This window comes from Ornithinibacillus sp. FSL M8-0202 (assembly GCF_037975285.1).
In the GTDB taxonomy this organism is placed as follows: domain Bacteria; phylum Bacillota; class Bacilli; order Bacillales; family Amphibacillaceae; genus Ornithinibacillus; species Ornithinibacillus massiliensis.
Genome location: NZ_CP150248.1, coordinates 1,267,610 through 1,287,341, shown reverse-complemented (window position 1 = coordinate 1,287,341; position 19,732 = coordinate 1,267,610). Strand labels below are relative to the sequence as shown.

The window sequence follows — 19,732 nt, the reverse complement described above, 5'->3', positions numbered from 1 at the left end:
ATGTAGTTCCGCAATCAAACACTTTCATTGAATAAGTTATAAATACCATCGTAACATACTAGCTGGAAATGGAAAAACAGTAGTAAAAGATGCAATACATGTAACAGTTTATCCATATTTATACTAAATACTGTATAAAACCGAACAATCGTTAAAATTGAGTAGAAATTGTTCGATTTTTTAATTGACCATTAATGGTATCTTTGTTATGCTAAAGGCATCAAAAGAATACAGATCCTCATATATTTCTTGGAATATGGCCTTGAAGTTTCTACCTGGCACCGTAAATGCTGGACTATGAGGGAAGATGCGTTATTGGTACAACAATGGTTATTTGTCGACCTTATTTTTGGTCTATTCGTCTTCTCTCATCCAATGAGAGAGGTGAATAGACCTTTTTCATGGTATAGGATAGGGAATCTTTTCTACTAAAGGAAGGAGAAATCGAAATGGCTTTAGTTGGTGTAATCATGGGTAGTATATCGGATTGGGATACGATGAAGCATACATGTACCCTATTAGAAGAACTAAATATTCGTTACGAAAAAGATGTCATTTCTGCACATCGAACTCCAGACGAAATGTTTACATATGCGAAAACCGCACGTGAACGAGGCTTAAAAGTAATCATTGCGGGAGCTGGAGGTGCAGCCCATTTACCAGGTATGGTAGCTTCACAAACAACATTACCAGTTATCGGTGTTCCAGTGCAAAGTAAAGCATTGAATGGACTTGACTCCCTATTATCTATTGTGCAAATGCCAGGTGGGGTTCCGACTGCTACGGTTGCAATTGGAAAAGCAGGTGCTATAAATGCAGGATTACTGGCGGCTCAAATTCTAGGATCTTTTGATGAGGATATCGCAAATAAATTAGAAAACTATCGTACCAACATGAAAGCAAAAGTGGATGAAATGAGGGAAGACCTTGCAAAGCAATACTAGTATTCTACCACCACAAACAATCGGTATCATTGGCGGCGGGCAGCTTGGTCGAATGATGGCAATAGCAGCGAAGTATATGGGCTATCGGGTTATTGTGTTAGACCCAACACCGAACTGTCCCACTTCACAAGTCTCGGATGGCCAAATCGTTGCAGCCTATGATGACATGAATGCAATTAAAGAATTAACCGACAAAAGTGATGTTGTGACGTATGAGTTTGAAAATGTCGATTTGGAAGCTGCAACCTTTATTGAGGAGCAGGGAAAACTTCCACAAGGCGCCTATGCATTAGAAGTAACGCAAAATCGCGAAAAAGAGAAGACAGTCATGAAGGCATTACAATTACCAGTCCCTGACTTTTTTATTGTCCATAATGGCAAAGCGTGTCAGGAGGCATTGAAAGAAGCATCCTTTCCTGTTGTGATGAAAACCTGTCGAGGGGGATACGATGGAAAGGGACAGTTAAAACTAGAATCAGAAGCGGATATTCCAAATGCGATTCAGTTTGTAGAACAAAATGGGCATTGTATCATCGAAACATGGCTTTCGTTTGATAAAGAGATTTCGGTCGTGTTTACTCGAGATGCAAAGGGTGCAATCGAATTTTTCCCTATTGCAGAAAATGTACATAAGGATCATATTCTGTTTCAAACAACAGCACCTGCAAAGGTATCGACAGAAGTACAGAAAAAGGCATACGAAGCAGCAACATTACTGGCAAACAAGATAGAGGTTGTAGGGACTTTTGCAATTGAAATGTTTGTTTCAGGAAATAACATTTACTTAAATGAAATGGCACCACGCCCGCATAATTCGGGACATTACACCATTGAGGCGTGTAATATTTCACAGTTTACTCAGCATATACGAGCAATCTGTGGGTTACCATTAATACCAGTGAAGCTTCTTGAACCTTCTACGATGATCAATATTTTAGGGGAAGATGTAGAACCAACCTTAAAAGCAATGGTTAACGTAAATCAAGGATTTATTCACTTGTATGGAAAGGCTGAAGCGAAAGCAAAGCGGAAAATGGGGCATATTACATTTATTGGAGAAGACAGCATAGAGCAGGTTAAACAGTTTGAGGAGGCAAAACAATGATTGGACGTTATACAAGAGAAGAAATGGGATCTATTTGGACGGAAGAAAATAAATTTAAGGCATGGTTAGAAGTTGAAGTTTTAGCATGTGAAGCATGGAGTGAGCTTGGCATTATTCCTAAAGAAGATGTTGTGAAGCTACGTGAGAATGCTTCGTTTGATATTAATCGTATTTACGAAATTGAACAGGAGACAAGGCATGATGTAGTTGCCTTCACTCGTGCTGTATCGGAAACGTTGGGGGAAGAACGCAAATGGGTTCACTATGGTTTAACTTCCACAGATGTAGTGGATACGGCTCTTTCTTACCTATTAAAACAAGCGAATGACATTATTCGGAAGGATTTACATAACTTCATCGAAATTTTAAAAAATAAGGCAATCGAGAACAAGCATACGGTCATGATGGGGAGAACCCATGGTGTACATGCAGAACCGACAACCTTTGGATTGAAGCTTGCCCTTTGGTATGAGGAAATGAAACGTAATTTAGAGCGTTTTGAACTAGCGGCAAAAAATATTGAATTTGGAAAGCTATCTGGTGCGGTTGGAACATATGCAAATATCGATCCCTTTGTAGAACAGTATGTGTGTGAAAAGCTAGGGCTATCACCAGCACCAGTATCGACACAAACCTTACAACGTGATCGTCATGCAGCATATATGTCGACCCTCGCTCTGATTGCGACTTCTATCGAAAAGTTTGCGACAGAAATTCGTGGATTACAGAAAACCGAAACTCGTGAAGTGGAAGAGTTCTTTGCGAAAGGTCAAAAAGGATCCTCTGCTATGCCACATAAGCGAAACCCAATCGGTTCAGAAAATATGACAGGTATGGCCAGAGTCATTCGCGGTTATATGGTAACAGCTTATGAAAATGTTTCCCTTTGGCATGAGCGTGACATTTCCCATTCTTCAGCGGAGCGCGTTATTTTACCAGATGCAACGATAGCACTTAACTATATGTTAAATCGTTTTAGCAATATCGTGAAAAACTTAACGGTCTTCCCTGAAAACATGAAGCGAAATATTGATAAGACACATGGGGTTATCTTCTCCCAACGAGTGCTACTTGCTCTAATTGAAAAGGGAATGAGTCGTGAAGAAGCATATGATATCGTACAGCCAAAAGCGATGGAGGCATGGGAGACAGAAGTACATTTCCGAGAATTAGTTAAAAAAGAAGACCGCATTACGACATTATTAACAGAAGAAGAAATTGAGGATTGCTTTGATTATACGTACCATTTAAAAAATGTTGATGTGATCTTTGAGCGCATCGGCTTAAACTGAGGTGAACGTCATGAAGGCAGAGCTATTGTATGAGGGGAAGGCGAAAAAGGTTTACCGCTCTTCCACAGATTCAGAGAAGCTTGTTTTATCCTATAAAAATGATGCAACAGCTTTTAACGGAAAGAAGAAGGAAAGTTTTCCAGGAAAAGGGAGATTAAATAATCTTATTTCTTCCTTAATCTTCCCTTATTTACATGAACGCGGAATCAAGAGTCATTTCATGAAGCGGTTGAATGAGACAGAACAACTCGTGGTGGAAACAACCATTATTCCATTGGAAGTAGTTGTTCGTAATTTGGCAACGGGGAGCATCACAAAACGTCTGGGATTTAAGGAGAAGACTCCTTTCTCCCCTCCGCTTGTCGAACTGTTTTATAAAAATGATGCTTTAGATGATCCGTTAATTAATGATGACCATGCTCTGCTTTTAACAGACGTAACCCATCAGGAATTACGAGAAATAAAAGCACAAGCACTAGAAATTAATACCGTTTTAACAGAATTCTTCCAATCTATTAATCTAAAACTAGTAGATTTTAAGCTAGAATTTGGTCGTCTTCCGAATGGCGATATTGTGTTGTCGGATGAGATTTCACCAGATACTTGTAGACTCTGGGATTTAAAGACCAATGAGAAAATGGATAAAGATGTTTTTCGTCAAGGTACAGGTGATTTAATCACTGTTTATGAACAAATATTACAGCGACTGGAGCGAAGAGTATGAGAAAAGTAACGGTTTATATCACATTAAAGCAAGGTGTACTAGATCCACAAGGAAAAGCGATTCAAGAATCATTAAACTCACTGGGGTATAAAGAGGTTGAGGAAGCACGCGTAGGAAAGTACATTGAGATGAAAATAGAAGATGGTCCTAAACTAGAGGACCGGGTAAAAGAAATGTGTGATAAACTCTTAGCCAATCCAGTAATCGAGGATTACCATTTTGAAATTGGGGAGGCTGTACACTCGTGAAATTTGCTGTAATTGTTTTCCCAGGTTCCAATTGTGACCGAGACATGTATCATGCGGTAAAAGAAGTACTTGGTGCAGAAGCAGATCTAGTTTGGTACCAAAATAGTGATTTACAGGATTATGATGGTATTTTACTTCCGGGAGGATTTTCTTACGGTGACTATCTCCGTTCAGGTGCTGTTGCAGCAACATCGGATGTCATGAACCAAGTAAGGGAGCATGCCGCGAAGGGAAAGCCAGTACTAGGTGTTTGTAATGGATTTCAAATTTTAACAGAATCTGGCCTACTTCCAGGGGCTTTAATGCGAAATAAACGACTATCCTTTATGTGCCACCAGGAAGAACTAATCGTTGAAAATAACGAAACCATCTTTACTAGTGGCTATGAGAAAGGCGAGGTAGTCCGCTTCCCGATTGCTCATGGTGAGGGGAACTATTTCTGTGATGATGAAACACTTACAGAGCTAAAAGCGAATAATCAAATCGTATTCACCTATAAACAGAATCCCAACGGCTCTGTAGAAGATATTGCAGGCATTGTGAACAAAGAAGGAAATGTATTAGGCATGATGCCACACCCAGAGCGTGCAGTGGAAGCACTTCTAGGTAGTGATGATGGGTTAAAGCTATTCCAATCAATGGTGAAAAAATGGAGGGAGTCCTATTATGTTACAAACGCATGAGATCAGCCCAGAGCAAATTGAACGAGATAAGCTTTATGAGGAAATGGGACTCAGCAGTTCAGAATTTGAAATGGTCAAAAAAATCTTAGGTCGTCTACCGAACTTTACGGAAACGGGGATTTTCTCGGTCATGTGGTCAGAGCATTGTAGCTATAAGACGTCTAAACCTCTATTAAAGAAGTTTCCGACAAAAGCGCCACATGTGTTACAAGGCCCAGGTGAAGGGGCTGGAATAATCGATATTGGCGACAATCAAGCCGTTGTATTCAAGATTGAAAGCCATAATCATCCGTCTGCCGTAGAACCATATCAAGGGGCAGCTACTGGAGTTGGTGGAATTATCCGTGATGTATTTTCCATGGGTGCTCGTCCAATTGCATTGATGAACTCGCTCCGATTTGGAAATTTAAAAACGGATCGAGTGAAATACTTATTCTCAGAGGTTGTGAATGGGATTGCTGGTTATGGGAATTGTGTTGGTATTCCAACAGTTGGAGGAGAAGTACAGTTTGATGACTCCTATGAAGATAATCCATTAGTCAATGCGATGTGTATTGGCCTCATTAATCATGAGGATATTCAAAAAGGGATTGCTGCTGGTATTGGCAATACGGTTCTATATGCTGGTGCTCCTACCGGGCGTGATGGTATTCATGGGGCAACATTTGCTTCGGATGATTTAGCAGAAGACGCAGCGAAAGATCGTCCAGCCGTCCAAGTTGGTGACCCATTTATGGAAAAACTATTAATAGAAGCTTGCTTAGAGGTGATCCATTCCGATGCGCTTGTTGGTATGCAGGATATGGGGGCAGCTGGTTTAACCTCTTCAGCAAGTGAAATGGCAAGTAAAGCTGGTACTGGAATGGAAATGGATTTAGATTTAGTTCCACAACGTGAGCGAAACATGACTGCTTATGAATTAATGCTTTCGGAATCCCAAGAGCGTATGTTATTGGTTGTCAAAAAAGGTAGAGAGCAAGAAATCATTGATGTGTTTACACGATATGGTCTGAAAGCAGTAGCGGTAGGGCAAGTTATCGAGGAAAAGGTATTTCGAATTAAACAGCATGGTGAAGTACAAGCAGAAATCCCTGTTGATGCATTAGCAGAGGAAGCACCTGTTTATCATTTACCTGCTCAGGAGGCTCGTTATTACCAAGAGTTTCAGAAGATTGGCAATCATGTACCAATCATTGATGACCATGGGGCGGTATTGAAGCAATTATTACAGCAACCAACCATTGCAAGTAAAGAATGGGTTTATGATCAATATGATTCGATGGTACAAACAAATACTGTGACAGGACCAGGCTCCGATGCTGCCGTTGTGCGAATTAAAGGTACGGATAAATCATTAGCGATTACAACAGATTGTAATTCCCGTTATATCTATTTAGATCCAGAAACTGGTGGGAAGATTGCTGTAGCTGAAGCGGCACGTAATATTATTTGTTCGGGTGCTAGACCACTTGGCTTAACAGACGGATTAAACTATGGTAACCCAACAAATCCAGAAGTATTTTGGCAAATGGAAAAAAGCGTAGAAGGTATAAGTGATGCTTGTGAAAAATTAGGTACACCAGTAATTAGTGGGAATGTTTCTTTATATAACCAGTCTAAAGGGAAAGCGATTTTCCCAACACCAATTGTAGGAATGGTCGGCTTACATGAGTCACTAGAACATATTACACCAAGCTTTTTCCAACAATCCGGTGATGCCATTTATGTCATTGGGGAAAGTAAGCCGGAATTTGGTGGTAGTGAATTGCAAAACCTTCTAAACGGGGCATATGAAGGGAAAGCACCAGAAATCAATTTAGATATCGAAGCTAAACGTCAAGCCCAGTTACTCGAAGCAATCCAAAGCGGCTTAGTTGTTTCAGCACATGATCTTGCTGAAGGTGGACTTGGTGTTGCACTTAGTGAGTGTTTATTCTATGACACGTCATTAGGTGCTGATATCCAAGTGAGTGGTGATGTGACAGTAGAACTATTTAGTGAGACACAATCTCGTTTTATCGTAAGTGTGAGACCTGAGCAACAGGAAGTGTTTGAACAAGTAGTGGAGGATGCAGTACAAATAGGTCTCGTCACATCAGATGGTCAATTAACAGTTCGGAGCAAAGATGGTGACGTATTATCCGAAAGTGTTCATGAGTTATACCGTCTTTGGAAAGGAGCAATTCCATGCTTGCTGAAATAAGAGGCTTAAATGAAGAGTGTGGTGTCTTTGGCATTTGGGGTCATGATAAGGCGGCGGAATTAACATATTATGGACTTCATGCTTTACAGCATCGTGGCCAGGAAGGTGCAGGTGTCGTCACAACAAATGGGTTAGAATTAAAGCTTCATAAAGGGCAAGGACTAGTCAATGATGTATTCAAGCGAGTTGATTTCTCCAAGCTTAGTGGCCATGCTGCAATCGGGCATGTCCGTTACGCAACCCAAGGGGAAAGATCAATTGATAATGTCCAACCATTGCTTTTTCGTTCGCAAACGGGAAGTATGGCGCTTGCTCATAATGGAAATATCATGAACGCATATGAGCTCCGTGGTGAATTAGAGTCTGCGGGCAGTATTTTACAAACCTCTTCTGATACAGAAGTACTTGCTCATTTATTGAAGCGAAATGGCAATATGGATACCGTTTCCGGATTAAAGGATGCTCTTGGTCAATTAGTTGGCGCCTATGCTTTTATCATTCTCTCGGAAACTCGCATGCATGTAGCGTTAGATCCAAAAGGGTTACGTCCATTATCGATCGGTAGATTAGGAGATGCATATGTCGTAGCATCTGAGACTTCCGCGTTTGATATTATTGGTGCGACCTACGAACGTGACGTTTTACCAGGTGAGTTAATTACGATTTCCGATGATGGATTAGAGTCTACACGCTTTGCTCTACCAGAAAAGCGGGCATTATGTGCGATGGAGTATGTTTATTTTTCCCGCCCAGATAGTAATTTAAATGAGGTCAATGTCCATGCATCACGTAAGCGTATGGGGATTGAATTAGCTAAGGAAGCTCCTGTTGAAGCAGATGTGGTAACAGGTGTACCGGATTCTAGTATTTCTGCGGCGATTGGCTATGCAGAACAAACAGGTATTCCATACGAAATTGGCTTAATTAAAAATCGATATACTGGGAGAACGTTCATCCAGCCTTCCCAGGAACTTCGCGAGCAAGGGGTTAAAATGAAGCTTTCTCCTGTACGTGCAATTGTGGAAGGTAAGCGTGTCATTATGATTGATGATTCTATCGTTCGAGGTACAACATGCAAGCGAATCGTCCGCATGTTGAAGGAAGCTGGTGCGAAAGAGGTTCATGTGAGAATTGCATCTCCTTCTATTACAAACCCTTGCTATTACGGAATTGACATGTCTACGAAAGAGGAACTAATTGCAGCAAATTATTCGATTGATAAAATTTGCGAAATCATTGGTGCAGATAGTTTAGCTTATCTTTCTAGTGAAGGTTTAGAACGAGCAATCGTTTCAGATGATTCGATAGATCAAGGTGTCTGTATGGCATGTATGACTGGACAGTACCCAGTAACGAAGAATGGTCAATTAGAAATTTCCTATACGAAGTGTTAAGGAGCGTGACAACGTGTCGAATGTATATAAGGCAGCAGGTGTCGATGTAGAAGCGGGCTATGAAGCGGTTGAACGAATGAAAAAGCATATTGCTAAAACAACAAGACCAGAAGTACTTGGCGGAATTGGTTCTTTTGCCGGATTATTTGAACTAACATCTTTTTCGTATAAAGAGCCTGTCTTAGTATCTGGGACAGATGGAGTTGGAACTAAATTAAAGCTAGCCTTTGAATTGGATAAACACGATACAGTTGGCATCGATTTAGTTGCTATGTGTGTCAATGATATCGTTGCTCAAGGTGCAGCCCCCTTGTTTTTCCTTGATTATATTGCATGTGGAAAAAACGATCCTGCACGAATAGAACAAATTGTTTCCGGAATAGCAGAAGGCTGTGCTAATGCACAAGCGGCATTAATAGGTGGCGAAACAGCGGAAATGCCAGGAATGTACGAGGAAAATGAATATGATTTAGCTGGATTTGTTGTTGGAATTGCTGAAAAGTCAGCACTAGTTACCGGAGAACAAATTCAAGCAGGTGACATCATTATCGGTCTACCCTCCAGTGGGATACATTCGAATGGTTATTCCTTAGTCCGGAAACTAGTTAATGGCTTAGACTTAACGGAGACTCCCGTTGGATTATCCAAGCCACTAGGTGAGTGGTTGATGGAACCAACTAAGATCTATACAAAGCAGATTAACAGTGTCATGAAGGAAGTTTCTATAAAAGGCATTTCACACATAACTGGTGGTGGATTTTATGAAAACATTCCAAGAATGCTACCGGCAGGACTAGGTGTAGATTTAGTTTATGGAAACTGGGAGATACCAGAAATATTTCCATTCCTACAAGAAAGAGGGAACATGACGCTTGATGATATGTTTGGCGTATTCAACATGGGAATTGGCATGGCAATCGTAGTAGCCAAACAAGACGCAGAGCAAGCCCTACATGCCCTAGCGGAGGCAGGCGAGCATGCTACAATAATTGGTCAAGTAGGGACAAACGAAGGAGTACACTTCCGTTATGAGTAAAATAAAAGCAGCCGTATTTGCTTCTGGTACAGGTAGTAATTTTGAAGCCATCATGAAAGCGGAGATTGTAGCTTGTGAAATTGTCTTACTAGTTTGTGACAAACCAGGAGCCAAAGTCATTGAAAAAGCGGAGCGGTTAGGTGTACAAACGTTTGTTTTAAATCCTAAAAACTACCCGTCTAAAGTCGAATATGAGTCGGAAGTGCTGCGCGCTCTACGTAAGCATAAAGTGGAATGGGTATTTCTTGCAGGCTATATGCGATTAATTGGTCCGACTCTACTAGAAGCATACGAAGGGAAAATATTAAATATCCACCCATCCCTTTTACCAGCTTTTCCCGGTAAAAATGCCATAGGTCAAGCATTTCAAGCTGGCGCCAAAGTTACAGGTGTTACCGTCCACTTCGTTGATGAAGGAATGGATACAGGCCCAGTTATCGCACAAGAACAAGTCCCTATTTTACCAGAGGATACAGAAGACACATTAAAGAACCGGATACAGCAAGTCGAGCATGTGCTGTATCCAAGGGTGATTAATCAGGTGGTAGCAGATAGCCGGTAATGTAGATGTGATGTGGTGCGGTGGATGGGCTTGGAATTGGGGTAGATGTGACCGAGTGAGAGTGGGATGAGCCTTAAAACGGAGTACATGCGCCCAAGTGAGAGTGAGATGCGCCTGAAGATGGAGCAGATGAGCCTGAGTGGGAGTAGGATGAGCCCGAAACTGGGGTAAATGAGCCCGAGTGGGAGTAGGATGAGCCCGAACCTGGGGTAAATGAGCCCAAGTGGGAGTATGATGGCCCCGAACCTGGAGCACATGAGCCCAAGTGGGAGAGAGATGATCTCAAACCCGGAGCACATGAGCCCAAGTGTGAGAGAGATGAGCCCGAACCCGGAGTACATGAGCCCAAGAGGGAGAGAGATGGGCCCAAACCCGGAGTACATGAGCCCAAGAGGGAGAGAGATGAGCCCAAACCCGGAGTACATGAGCCCAAGAGGGAGAGAGATGAGCCCGAACCCGGAGTACATGAGCCCAAGAGAGAGAGATGGTCCCAACCCCGAAACAAATGGGCCCAAGAGGGAGAGAGATGAGCCCGAACACGGGGTACATGCGCCCAAGTGTGAGAGAGATGCGCCCAAACCCGGAGCACATGCACCCAAGCAGAAGGAAGATGCGCCCATGTGAAAAAGAGACGCCCCCACCCCCGAAGCAAATAAGCCCGATCCGATAAAAGATACACCAAAAACGAAAGAACATGTTACCTAAAAGAAGAAAGTACACACGATAGAAGCAAGGAGTGTAACTATGAAAAAGCGTGCATTAATTAGTGTTTCAGATAAACAGAAGATTGTAGAGTTTGCTCAAGGGTTAGTTGAACTGGATTATGAGATTATTTCAACTGGTGGTACATTAAAGACATTACAAAATGCTGGTGTGCCTGCGATTTCCATTGATCAGGTTACTGGTTTTCCAGAAATTATGGATGGTCGTCTGAAGACGCTTCATCCTAAGGTTCATGGTGGATTATTAGGTAAGCGCTCGAATCCGGATCATTTGCAACAAATGGAAGCGAATGAGATAGAGCCAATAGATGTTGTGGTCGTTAATCTGTATCCTTTCAAACAAACGCTTGTTTCAGAAGGCGTTACAAAGGAAGAAATTATAGAGAATATTGATATTGGTGGTCCAACTATGTTACGTTCTGCAGCGAAGAATTTTGAGGACGTCTTAGTTGTGGTAGATCCGGAAGATTATACCCCCATTTTAGAAGGGATTAAGGATGCTTCTATTAATCTGGAATTCCGTCAAAAGCTTGCAGCTAAAGTATTCCGCCACACGACAAACTATGATGCAATCATTGCTAATTACTTTTTAACACAAACTGGTGAGAAATTCCCAGAGACCTACACTGTTACATATGAAAAAGTTCAATCCCTACGATATGGGGAAAATCCACATCAAGATGCTGCATTTTATAAAAATCCAATTCAAAACGGGATGAGTTTGGCCACAGCTAAGCAATTACATGGTAAGGAGCTTTCCTATAACAATATCCAAGATGCAAATGCTGCCGTGGAAATATTAACAGAATATGATTTACCAGCAGCAGTTGCTGTAAAACATATGAATCCTTGTGGAATTGGGGTGGCTGAATCAATTGCAGAAGCGTTCCAACTGGCATTTGATGCTGACCCAATCTCAATTTTTGGTGGAATTGTTGCATTGAATAGAGAAGTAGACGCTCAAACTGCTGAGAAATTAAGTGAGATTTTTCTTGAAATCGTCATTGCTCCGAGCTTCTCGGAAAAAGCGCTAGAAATCTTAACGCAAAAGAAAAATATTCGTCTATTAACAATGGAAATGGCTCAGAAGGATGAGAGCTTTAAGCTAACAACAGTTGATGGCGGTGTCCTAATTCAAAATAAAGATATTGGTAGTGTAGACGAAGGAAGCGTTGAAGTTGTAACCGATAGAGCGCCAACGGAGGAAGAACTACAAAATCTCCTTTTTGCTTGGAAAGCAGTTAAACACGTAAAATCAAACGCAATTGTTTTAGCAAAAGATAATCAAACAATTGGTGTTGGGGCAGGACAAATGAACCGGGTTGGAGCTGCACGTATTGCGATCGAGCAAGCTGGAGATAAGGCGGTTGGATCAGTGTTAGCATCGGATGCCTTTTTCCCAATGCCTGATACTGTAGAAGAAGCAATCAAGGCAGGAGTAACCGCCATTATCCAACCAGGTGGTTCTAAACGCGATCAAGATTCCATTGATGTATGTAACGAACATGGTATTGCAATGGTATACACAGGTATGCGTCATTTCAAACATTAAAGAGGGGGCCGGGTGATGAACGTTCTTGTAATAGGCCGTGGTGGTCGTGAGCATAGTATCGTAATGAAGCTTTCAGAAAGTAAATTAATAGATAAGTTATTTGTTGCACCTGGTAATGCAGGGATGGAAAATGTGGCAACCTGTGTTCCAATAGAAGAAACCGAAACTATGAAACTGATTCATTTTGCAAAAGAGCATAGTATTGAGCTTACGATAGTAGGTCCGGAAAATCCGTTATTAGATGGAATCGCTAATGAATTTCTAGCGGAAGGCTTACGCGTCTTTGCCCCTACGAGAGAGGCTGCATTAATTGAAGGAAGTAAAAGCTTTGCAAAGGAAATCATGAAGAAATATCAGATCCCAACGGCGAGCTATGAAACATTTACAGATGCAGAAAAAGCAAAAGCATATGTAATTGAACAGGGTGCGCCAATTGTTGTTAAGGCGGACGGATTAGCAGCTGGAAAGGGTGTAGTCGTTGCTGAAACTACCAAGCAAGCCATTCAAGCAATTGATGATATGCTAGTGTCGAAGGCGTTCTCTGAAGCTGGTGCTAAGGTTGTAGTGGAAGAATTTTTGATGGGAAATGAATTTTCTTTAATGGCATTTGTCCATGGAGAAAAAGTATATCCGATGATTCCGGCTAGAGATCATAAGCGTGCATTCGACCATGATGAAGGTCCGAATACTGGTGGGATGGGTGCATATGCCCCAGTTCCGGATATAACAGAAGAAGCTATCAACTATGCTACAAAAGAGATTCTTCAAAAGGCTGCAAGTGGGTTAGTTGCAGAAGGCCGTTCTTTCACTGGAATATTATATGCTGGTCTTATTATGACGGCTGAAGGTCCAAAGGTTATTGAATTTAATGCTAGATTTGGTGATCCAGAGACACAAGTAGTATTACCATTATTGAAAAATGATTTGATACAGGTATTGGTAGATGTTTTAAATGATGAACCCCCACAGCTAGAATGGGAAAAACAGTCCTGTTTAGGTGTGGTGCTAGCATCTGATGGCTATCCAGGTTCCTATCAAAAAGGTGTACTACTACCTAATTTAGATGGGGAGTCTTTTATTGTCTATGCTGGTGTCGATAAAACGGAAAACGGCTTTGTCTCAAACGGAGGCAGAGTACTGTTAGTTGGCGCTAAAAGTACTACTTTAGAGAATGCGGGAAAATTAGTATATGAAAGCTTACCGGCAAATAAAGATTTAGAAGGATTTTTCTATCGTACAGATATAGGGGAAATGAAAGAAGACGCTCTTTCGTAAGAGTGTCTTCTTTGTCTTCCGTTTAAAATATGGATTGAAAGCACATGAATGGGCCAGCTTGAAATTCAGTTTAATTGAAAGCTTGAAAGGTTCCGTTGTTCAATTAAAATTATAGTTTAATTGAACAATAGAACGACTCAATCGATAAACTAGGCCGCTAAATCCTCCCAAATAAACAATAGACTAGCCCAATCGATTCCCCAAGTCCGCTATCCCCTCCCAAATGAACAACCCAATAACCCGACCCAAAATCCCAAGCCCCCCTCTAATCAATCAATAGACCAATCCACCTCCCTCACACCACCCCCCTTTTCCAATTTGTCACAAAATTTTCACTGTAATTCACAAGAACTTTACAGTAATAAAGCGTGAATTGTGATACAATTGGAAAAAGAATAAATTTGGAGAGTTGCCTATGTTAGAGAATGGACATTGGAGAAATTTTGAACTTCGTAAGCATGTGAAAGTAGTAGAAGGTAAGATAGCACCAACACTAGTACTAAAGAATGCTACTTATTTAAATATGTACTTAAATCAATGGTTAACAGCGAACATTTGGATCTATAATGAACGGATTATTTATGTTGGGGATAAGCTTCCTGAACAGGCAAAAGAAGTGGTGGATTGTAAGGGGAAATATGTAGTGCCTGGTTATATGGAACCACATGCTCATCCGTTTCAATTATATAATCCTGAAGTATTAGCGAAACATGCTGCAAAATTTGGAACAACTACATTAGTTAATGATAATTTATCATGGCTTTTTTTGTTAGAAAAAAAGAAAGCGTTTTCTATCTTGCGTGATTTTGATAAGCTACCAGTTTCTATGTATTGGTGGAGTAGATTTGACCCCCAAACAGCTATGTTAGAAGAAGACCAACTATTCAATACTGAAGATATGCTAGATTGGTTGAATCACCCATCGGTCCTACAGGGCGGGGAACTGACTGGGTGGCCAAGTCTGTTAAATGGTGATGATCGATTATTATATTGGATTCAAGAAATGAAGCGAAAAGGAAAGCGTGTAGAGGGGCATCTTCCGGGTGCGTCTGAGAATACGTTAACTAAGATGAAGCTTCTTGGAATTTCGGCAGATCATGAATCTATTTCTGGTGAGGATGTAATAAACCGCCTGAAGCTAGGCTATCAGGTGGGCTTACGTTATTCTTCAATTCGACCAGATCTTCCGCAACTTTTAGAGGAAATAATCAATGCGGGATTAACGAGCTTCGAACAGTTAACGATGACAACAGATGGGGCAACGCCAGGATTCTATGAGAATGGATTAATGAATGTTTGTATTGAAATTGCCATCCAACAGGGGGTGCCTATTGAAGATGCTTATCGAATGGCATCCTTCAATGTGGCGAAGCACTTCCATTTGGAAGAGCAGTTAGGATGTATAGCGCCGGGGCGAATTGCTAATATTAATATATTACAAGCAAAGGATATTCCACACCCAGAGAGTGTACTAGCGAAGGGGAAATGGATTGTCAGGGAAAATGTAGAGCAAGAATTACCTTCTTATATTAATTGGGAGAAATATAAAATAAAACCACTTCAGTTTGAGTGGGATATGGACTTACGGGACTTACAGTTTTCGATACCAATCGGACTAGATATGATTAATGATGTTATCATCAAACCATACCCTATTCAAACTGATATTACGGTAAATGAATTACCAGAATATCGTGATGATGCTTTCTTGTTGTTATTGGATAAGAAAGGGCAGTGGCGGGTCAATACTACGATACGAGGTTTTACGAAGAGCCTAGGAGGATTGGTTAGTTCATTTTCTCAAACAGGAGATTTAATTTTTATTGGAAAAAATAAACAGGATATGTTACTTGCATGGAAACGGCTAAAGGAATTAGGTGGCGGGATTGTTCTTGTGCAAGAAGGCAAAGTAGTAGCAGAGCTTCCTTTATTATTAGGAGGGAGGATGTTTGCTGGTAGTATGGATGATTTAATCGAAAAGGAGAAGGAGTTAAAAGCTAAACTTCTTGAATTCGGATATCAATTTCATGATCCGATATACAGTATTCTATTTTTATCCTCTACTCATTTGCCATACATTCGTATTACCCAAGAAGGGATTATGGATATTAAGAAACGTGAAGTACTCTTCCCAGCAACCATGCGATAGCATATAATGGTACTAAGTACTATTATAGGTAGAACAGACTATATAAAAGGTGTTGGGAATATGAAGAAATTGTTTTTACTAGTACTTTTTAGTATTAGTATTCTATTAGTGGCATGTAATGATGATTCAGATAAATCTCAGACAGAAGAACAGCCTGAGGAGAATACGGAAGTGTCCGTAACCGAACCAGGAGAGTCCGAGAAGCATTATGTTAATAAGTTTCCATTAACAGGGATTGCGACTAATGACAGTGTGGATCATCGTATAGTTGGTGTTATGGTGAATAATCATACGAAGGCCCGTCCACAATCAGGGCTTTCACAGGCGGATGTTGTATTTGAGATTCTTGCTGAGGGCATGATTACACGATTTCTAGCACTATTCCATAGTGAACAGCCAGAAGTGGTTGGTCCCGTACGGAGTGCACGTGAATATTATTTCGACCTTGCAAATCGATATGGTGCATTATATATTTATCATGGTGCGGCAGAATTTGTAAATGATATGCTAGATAATCGTGGTATCGATCATCTTGATGGAGCAAATTATGATAATGATGGTAAATTATTTAAGAGGGAATCATTCCGTGTAGCACCACATAATTCCTATTTGTTATTTCATAATGTGTATCAAGTAGCAGCTCAAAATGGTTTTGCGGTAACTGCCGAGAACGAATCCTTGCCATTTTTAACCGAAGAGGAAGTAGATTTAATACATGGAGAAGCTGCACATGAGGTAGAAATCGTCTACTCTAATAATCCGATGGAAATCGTGGAGTATAAATATGATGCGACGACCGAGAAATACACTCGCTTTAATGATAGAGAGATGACAGTAGAGTTAAATACGAATGAGCCAATACAAGTGGATAATGTCTTTATTGTGGAAACACATCATGAAGTAATAGATGATGCAGGACGCAGGGATATTGATTTCTATTCAGGCGGAGATGCTTATCTCATTCAAAAAGGAAAAGTCCAACAGCTTAAATGGGAAAATCGAAATGGAAAGATAGTGCCAGTTAAAGATGGCGAAGTGGTGGGCTTTGTACCAGGTAAAACATGGATTAATGTAGTTCCTACTAGCCCAGGTATGGAGAGTTCCGTTACGATACTTTCGAGTAGGGAATAGGGGGTAACAATATGCAAATTGATAAATTACGTGGGGAAGCTCTCGATAATTTATTTGACGCAATTTTATCATTGAAGGATCGAGAAGAATGTTATCAATTCTTTGATGATATTGCAACGATGGGAGAGATTCAATCCCTAGCTCAACGACTCCAGGTTGCCAAAATGCTTACCGAGGGTTATACGTACAAAACGATTGAAAAAGAAACAAAAGCATCAACAGCCACCATCTCAAGAGTAAGACGATGTATTGATTATGGTAGTGATGGCTATAAGCTGGTGCTAGAACGGACGATGGAAAAAGAATAAGCAGAGTGAAATGTACTAGTCTGTATTCTAAAAACGAATGCAGACTTTTTCACTTTAGTTAGGATAACCTTCCTCATAATATGGTTGAATAGGAAAATACTAAAGCAAAAGCGTGTTTCCTACTAGATTTAGCAAGATCATACGCGAGGTATGATACAATCAAGAAATCTAAAGAAAAAATACATACAGATTGGATTGGAATAAATGGCAGATACGGTTCATTTAAAGATAAAGCCTAAATTTATAAAGAAGTATCGGAGCGGATTTCCGCTTATAGTATCAGAAGCAATTAGCAATCTAAAGGATTTAAAAGAGGAAGGCACCATCGTCAAATTGGTCGACGAGAACAATCGGTTTATTGCTAAAGGCTATTATGGAAAACAGAACAAAGGATATGGCTGGGTTCTAAGTAAACAAGAGCATGAGAAATTTGATATGCATTTCTTTAAAAACAAAATAACCTCAGCGATTTATAAAAGAAAAAACTTATTTTCCGATGAAGATACTACTGCTTTTCGAGTTTTTAATGGAGAAGGCGATGGTGTAGGTGGAATTACGATTGATTATTTTAACGGGTACTATTTAATTAATTGGTATAGCAAAGGTATCTACCAATTCCGAAATGCTATTATCGAAGCATTAAAAGACGCTGTTGACTATACGGGAATCTATCAGAAAAAACGGTTCGATGCTAAAGGACAATACATGGAAGATGATGATTTTGTTAGTGGTGAGCGTGGAGAGTTCCCGATCATCGTAAAAGAAAACGGTGTTAACTTTGCAGTTTATCTCAATGAAGGTGCAATGGTAGGTGTATTTTTAGATCAACGTGAGGTAAGGAAAACAATCCGCGATAAATATGCCAATGGAACGAATATGTTAAATACATTCTCTTATACAGGGGCATTTTCTGTGTTTGCCGCATTAGGAGGAGCTACTAAAACGACAAGTGTTGACTTAGCCAACCGTAGTAAGCCCAAAACGATAGAACAATTCAGCTTAAATGGAATTGATTATGAAGCGCAGGATATTATCGTCGAGGATGTATTTCAGTATTTTAAATATGCTGGTAGGAAGCAATTATTGTTTGATTTAGTAGTTTTAGACCCACCAAGCTTTGCTAGGTCTAAAAAGAATGTGTTTAGTGCAGATAAGCATTATAAAGATCTTCTGAAAGAAGCAATTGCGATAACAGAAGATAATGGGGTCATCGTCGCCTCTACGAATAGTAGTGCATTTGGTATGAATAAGTTCAAAGGGTTTATCCAAAAAGCCTTTCAAGAAACAGGGTTTCGCTTTAAAATAGTGGAGGAATTTTCACTACCAGAAGATTTCCGTACTATAAAAGAATATCCAGAAGGTAATTATTTGAAGGTAGTGTTTGTGAAGAAGATCAAGTAGGAAAAACCTTCTAAGTTAGCATCATGTTAAACTTAGAGGGTTTTTCCTTTGCTGAGAAGGGATTGTACATCATCTGAAACACTTCAGCTCAGTTCATTTATTACACCAAAAAAACTTATCAAATCATTCAGGTGATAGTCTTTTTTTTGCTATAATAAACTAATGGAAAGATAGAGATAAACGATATGATTATTATCTTATGATTAAGCTGCTACAAGGCGTGATAGATAAAGTTTGTAATAATGGAGGATTAGACCTTTGTATACCAATATGAAAGAATGGAAGCATGTATTTAAGCTAGACCCCGCGAAGGAAATTGATGATGAGGATTTAGAGCTCATTTGCGAATCTGGTACAGACGCAATTATTGTAGGCGGAACAGATAATGTAACCCTTGACGGGGTGTTGGATTTATTATCCAGTATACGCCGGTACACGGTTCCTGTTATCTTAGAAATCTCGACGATGGAGGCTATTACTCCAGGATTTGATTATTACTATATTCCAATGGTTATGAATAGTACCGAGAAAAAATGGATGATGGATATTCAGCATGAAGCCATTAAAGAATATAAAGATATCATGAATTGGGATGAGATCTTTGTAGAAGGATACTGCATCTTAAATGAAGAGGCAAAAGCCTTCCAGCATGCCAACTGTAAGTTACCGAGTGATGAAGATGTGGTAGCCTACGCATATATGGCGGAGAACGTGTTTCATCTTCCTATATTCTATATAGAATATAGTGGAAAATACGGAAATCCAGAGTTATTGCAGAAGGTACGTGGAGAGTTAACGAATACACTTCTTTTCTATGGAGGCGGAATAGAAACGCCAGAACAAGCAAGAGAAATGAAGGATCATGCAGATGTAATTGTTGTTGGCAATAGCATCTACACAAATTTGAAGGAAGCTTTAAAAACAGTTTACGCAGTAAAAAGTAACTAATAAGTACTATCTATTGAATTTCTGGAAGTATACAAGCCATGGTGGTTAGAAGGAA

18 protein-coding genes and 1 riboswitch are annotated in these 19,732 nt (G+C 40.2%); all 18 genes read left to right on the top strand.

All coding sequences use genetic code 11. From position 1 onward, the window contains the following. Window positions 1-218: 218 nt before the first annotated feature. Window positions 219-318: riboswitch (purine riboswitch) on the top strand. 131 nt (window positions 319-449) lie between these two features. The 18 genes from purE (at window position 450) to MKY78_RS06520 (ending at window position 19,677) form a co-directional block, all read left to right on the top strand. Continuing rightward, entirely contained in the window at window positions 450-944 is a 495-nt protein-coding gene (gene purE / locus MKY78_RS06605; RefSeq protein WP_211742154.1) for a 5-(carboxyamino)imidazole ribonucleotide mutase, read from the top strand. Continuing rightward, the gene (purK, locus tag MKY78_RS06600) at window positions 928-2,049 is read left to right on the top strand and encodes a 5-(carboxyamino)imidazole ribonucleotide synthase (RefSeq protein WP_339217052.1); all 1,122 of its coding nucleotides are present in this window, start codon (window positions 928-930) and stop codon (window positions 2,047-2,049) included. The genes purE and purK overlap by 17 nt, the downstream gene beginning before the upstream one ends. Then, window positions 2,046-3,341 carry an adenylosuccinate lyase gene (gene purB, locus MKY78_RS06595; protein ID WP_339217051.1) on the top strand — a complete coding sequence of 432 codons (1,296 nt, stop codon included), beginning with the start codon at window positions 2,046-2,048 and terminating at the stop codon, window positions 3,339-3,341. The genes purK and purB overlap by 4 nt, the downstream gene beginning before the upstream one ends. 10 nt (window positions 3,342-3,351) lie before the next feature. After that, complete coding sequence (gene purC, locus MKY78_RS06590; RefSeq protein WP_339217860.1) at window positions 3,352-4,065, top strand: phosphoribosylaminoimidazolesuccinocarboxamide synthase; 714 nt, start codon at window positions 3,352-3,354, stop codon at window positions 4,063-4,065. Beyond that, the gene (gene purS / locus MKY78_RS06585; RefSeq protein ID WP_339217050.1) at window positions 4,062-4,313 is read left to right on the top strand and encodes a phosphoribosylformylglycinamidine synthase subunit PurS; all 252 of its coding nucleotides are present in this window, start codon (window positions 4,062-4,064) and stop codon (window positions 4,311-4,313) included. The genes purC and purS overlap by 4 nt, the downstream gene beginning before the upstream one ends. After that, window positions 4,310-4,996, top strand: coding sequence for a phosphoribosylformylglycinamidine synthase subunit PurQ (purQ, locus tag MKY78_RS06580; RefSeq protein ID WP_339217049.1), 687 nt, complete (start codon window positions 4,310-4,312; stop codon window positions 4,994-4,996). Before purS ends, purQ begins: the two co-directional genes overlap by 4 nt. Then, the gene (purL, locus tag MKY78_RS06575; RefSeq protein ID WP_339217048.1) at window positions 4,980-7,199 is read left to right on the top strand and encodes a phosphoribosylformylglycinamidine synthase subunit PurL; all 2,220 of its coding nucleotides are present in this window, start codon (window positions 4,980-4,982) and stop codon (window positions 7,197-7,199) included. Before purQ ends, purL begins: the two co-directional genes overlap by 17 nt. Continuing rightward, on the top strand, window positions 7,184-8,593 hold the full coding sequence (gene purF, locus MKY78_RS06570; protein ID WP_339217047.1) for an amidophosphoribosyltransferase: 1,410 nt from the start codon (window positions 7,184-7,186) through the stop codon (window positions 8,591-8,593). Before purL ends, purF begins: the two co-directional genes overlap by 16 nt. A 13-nt stretch (window positions 8,594-8,606) precedes the next feature. Next, window positions 8,607-9,629 carry a phosphoribosylformylglycinamidine cyclo-ligase gene (gene purM / locus MKY78_RS06565; protein ID WP_339217046.1) on the top strand — a complete coding sequence of 341 codons (1,023 nt, stop codon included), beginning with the start codon at window positions 8,607-8,609 and terminating at the stop codon, window positions 9,627-9,629. After that, window positions 9,622-10,191: a phosphoribosylglycinamide formyltransferase gene (purN, locus tag MKY78_RS06560; RefSeq protein ID WP_339217045.1), complete on the top strand. Its 570-nt coding sequence runs from the start codon at window positions 9,622-9,624 to the stop codon at window positions 10,189-10,191. The genes purM and purN overlap by 8 nt, the downstream gene beginning before the upstream one ends. Before the next feature lie 526 nt (window positions 10,192-10,717). Continuing rightward, complete coding sequence (locus tag MKY78_RS06555) at window positions 10,718-10,861, top strand: hypothetical protein (RefSeq protein ID WP_339217044.1); 144 nt, start codon at window positions 10,718-10,720, stop codon at window positions 10,859-10,861. Window positions 10,862-10,935: 74 nt separating this feature from the next. Continuing rightward, window positions 10,936-12,465, top strand: coding sequence for a bifunctional phosphoribosylaminoimidazolecarboxamide formyltransferase/IMP cyclohydrolase (gene purH, locus MKY78_RS06550; RefSeq protein WP_339217043.1), 1,530 nt, complete (start codon window positions 10,936-10,938; stop codon window positions 12,463-12,465). Window positions 12,466-12,480: 15 nt separating this feature from the next. After that, window positions 12,481-13,740 carry a phosphoribosylamine--glycine ligase gene (gene purD, locus MKY78_RS06545; RefSeq protein ID WP_339217042.1) on the top strand — a complete coding sequence of 420 codons (1,260 nt, stop codon included), beginning with the start codon at window positions 12,481-12,483 and terminating at the stop codon, window positions 13,738-13,740. Between the two features lie 415 nt (window positions 13,741-14,155). Continuing rightward, the gene (locus tag MKY78_RS06540; RefSeq protein WP_339217041.1) at window positions 14,156-15,889 is read left to right on the top strand and encodes an adenine deaminase C-terminal domain-containing protein; all 1,734 of its coding nucleotides are present in this window, start codon (window positions 14,156-14,158) and stop codon (window positions 15,887-15,889) included. A gap of 60 nt (window positions 15,890-15,949) precedes the next feature. Beyond that, entirely contained in the window at window positions 15,950-17,020 is a 1,071-nt protein-coding gene (locus MKY78_RS06535) for a DUF3048 domain-containing protein (protein WP_339217040.1), read from the top strand. Between the two features lie 11 nt (window positions 17,021-17,031). After that, on the top strand, window positions 17,032-17,328 hold the full coding sequence (locus MKY78_RS06530; protein ID WP_339217039.1) for a YerC/YecD family TrpR-related protein: 297 nt from the start codon (window positions 17,032-17,034) through the stop codon (window positions 17,326-17,328). 204 nt (window positions 17,329-17,532) lie between these two features. Further along, complete coding sequence (locus MKY78_RS06525) at window positions 17,533-18,729, top strand: class I SAM-dependent rRNA methyltransferase (protein WP_339217038.1); 1,197 nt, start codon at window positions 17,533-17,535, stop codon at window positions 18,727-18,729. Window positions 18,730-18,987: 258 nt separating this feature from the next. Next, on the top strand, window positions 18,988-19,677 hold the full coding sequence (locus MKY78_RS06520; RefSeq protein WP_339217037.1) for a heptaprenylglyceryl phosphate synthase: 690 nt from the start codon (window positions 18,988-18,990) through the stop codon (window positions 19,675-19,677). Window positions 19,678-19,732 lie beyond the last annotated feature (55 nt).

Excerpts from the sequence above, each read along its gene's own strand:
- purE (WP_211742154.1), top strand. The coding sequence starts at position 450 with ATGGCTTTAGTTGGTGTAATCATGGGTAGTATATCGGATTGGGATACG.
- purB (WP_339217051.1), top strand. The coding sequence starts at position 2,046 with ATGATTGGACGTTATACAAGAGAAGAAATGGGATCTATTTGGACGGAA.
- purC (WP_339217860.1), top strand. The coding sequence starts at position 3,352 with ATGAAGGCAGAGCTATTGTATGAGGGGAAGGCGAAAAAGGTTTACCGC.
- purS (WP_339217050.1), top strand. The coding sequence starts at position 4,062 with ATGAGAAAAGTAACGGTTTATATCACATTAAAGCAAGGTGTACTAGAT.
- purL (WP_339217048.1), top strand. The coding sequence starts at position 4,980 with ATGTTACAAACGCATGAGATCAGCCCAGAGCAAATTGAACGAGATAAG.
- purF (WP_339217047.1), top strand. The coding sequence starts at position 7,184 with ATGCTTGCTGAAATAAGAGGCTTAAATGAAGAGTGTGGTGTCTTTGGC.
- purN (WP_339217045.1), top strand. The coding sequence starts at position 9,622 with ATGAGTAAAATAAAAGCAGCCGTATTTGCTTCTGGTACAGGTAGTAAT.
- MKY78_RS06555 (WP_339217044.1), top strand. The coding sequence starts at position 10,718 with ATGAGCCCGAACACGGGGTACATGCGCCCAAGTGTGAGAGAGATGCGC.
- purH (WP_339217043.1), top strand. The coding sequence starts at position 10,936 with ATGAAAAAGCGTGCATTAATTAGTGTTTCAGATAAACAGAAGATTGTA.
- purD (WP_339217042.1), top strand. The coding sequence starts at position 12,481 with ATGAACGTTCTTGTAATAGGCCGTGGTGGTCGTGAGCATAGTATCGTA.
- MKY78_RS06540 (WP_339217041.1), top strand. The coding sequence starts at position 14,156 with ATGTTAGAGAATGGACATTGGAGAAATTTTGAACTTCGTAAGCATGTG.
- MKY78_RS06535 (WP_339217040.1), top strand. The coding sequence starts at position 15,950 with ATGAAGAAATTGTTTTTACTAGTACTTTTTAGTATTAGTATTCTATTA.
- MKY78_RS06530 (WP_339217039.1), top strand. The coding sequence starts at position 17,032 with ATGCAAATTGATAAATTACGTGGGGAAGCTCTCGATAATTTATTTGAC.
- MKY78_RS06525 (WP_339217038.1), top strand. The coding sequence starts at position 17,533 with ATGGCAGATACGGTTCATTTAAAGATAAAGCCTAAATTTATAAAGAAG.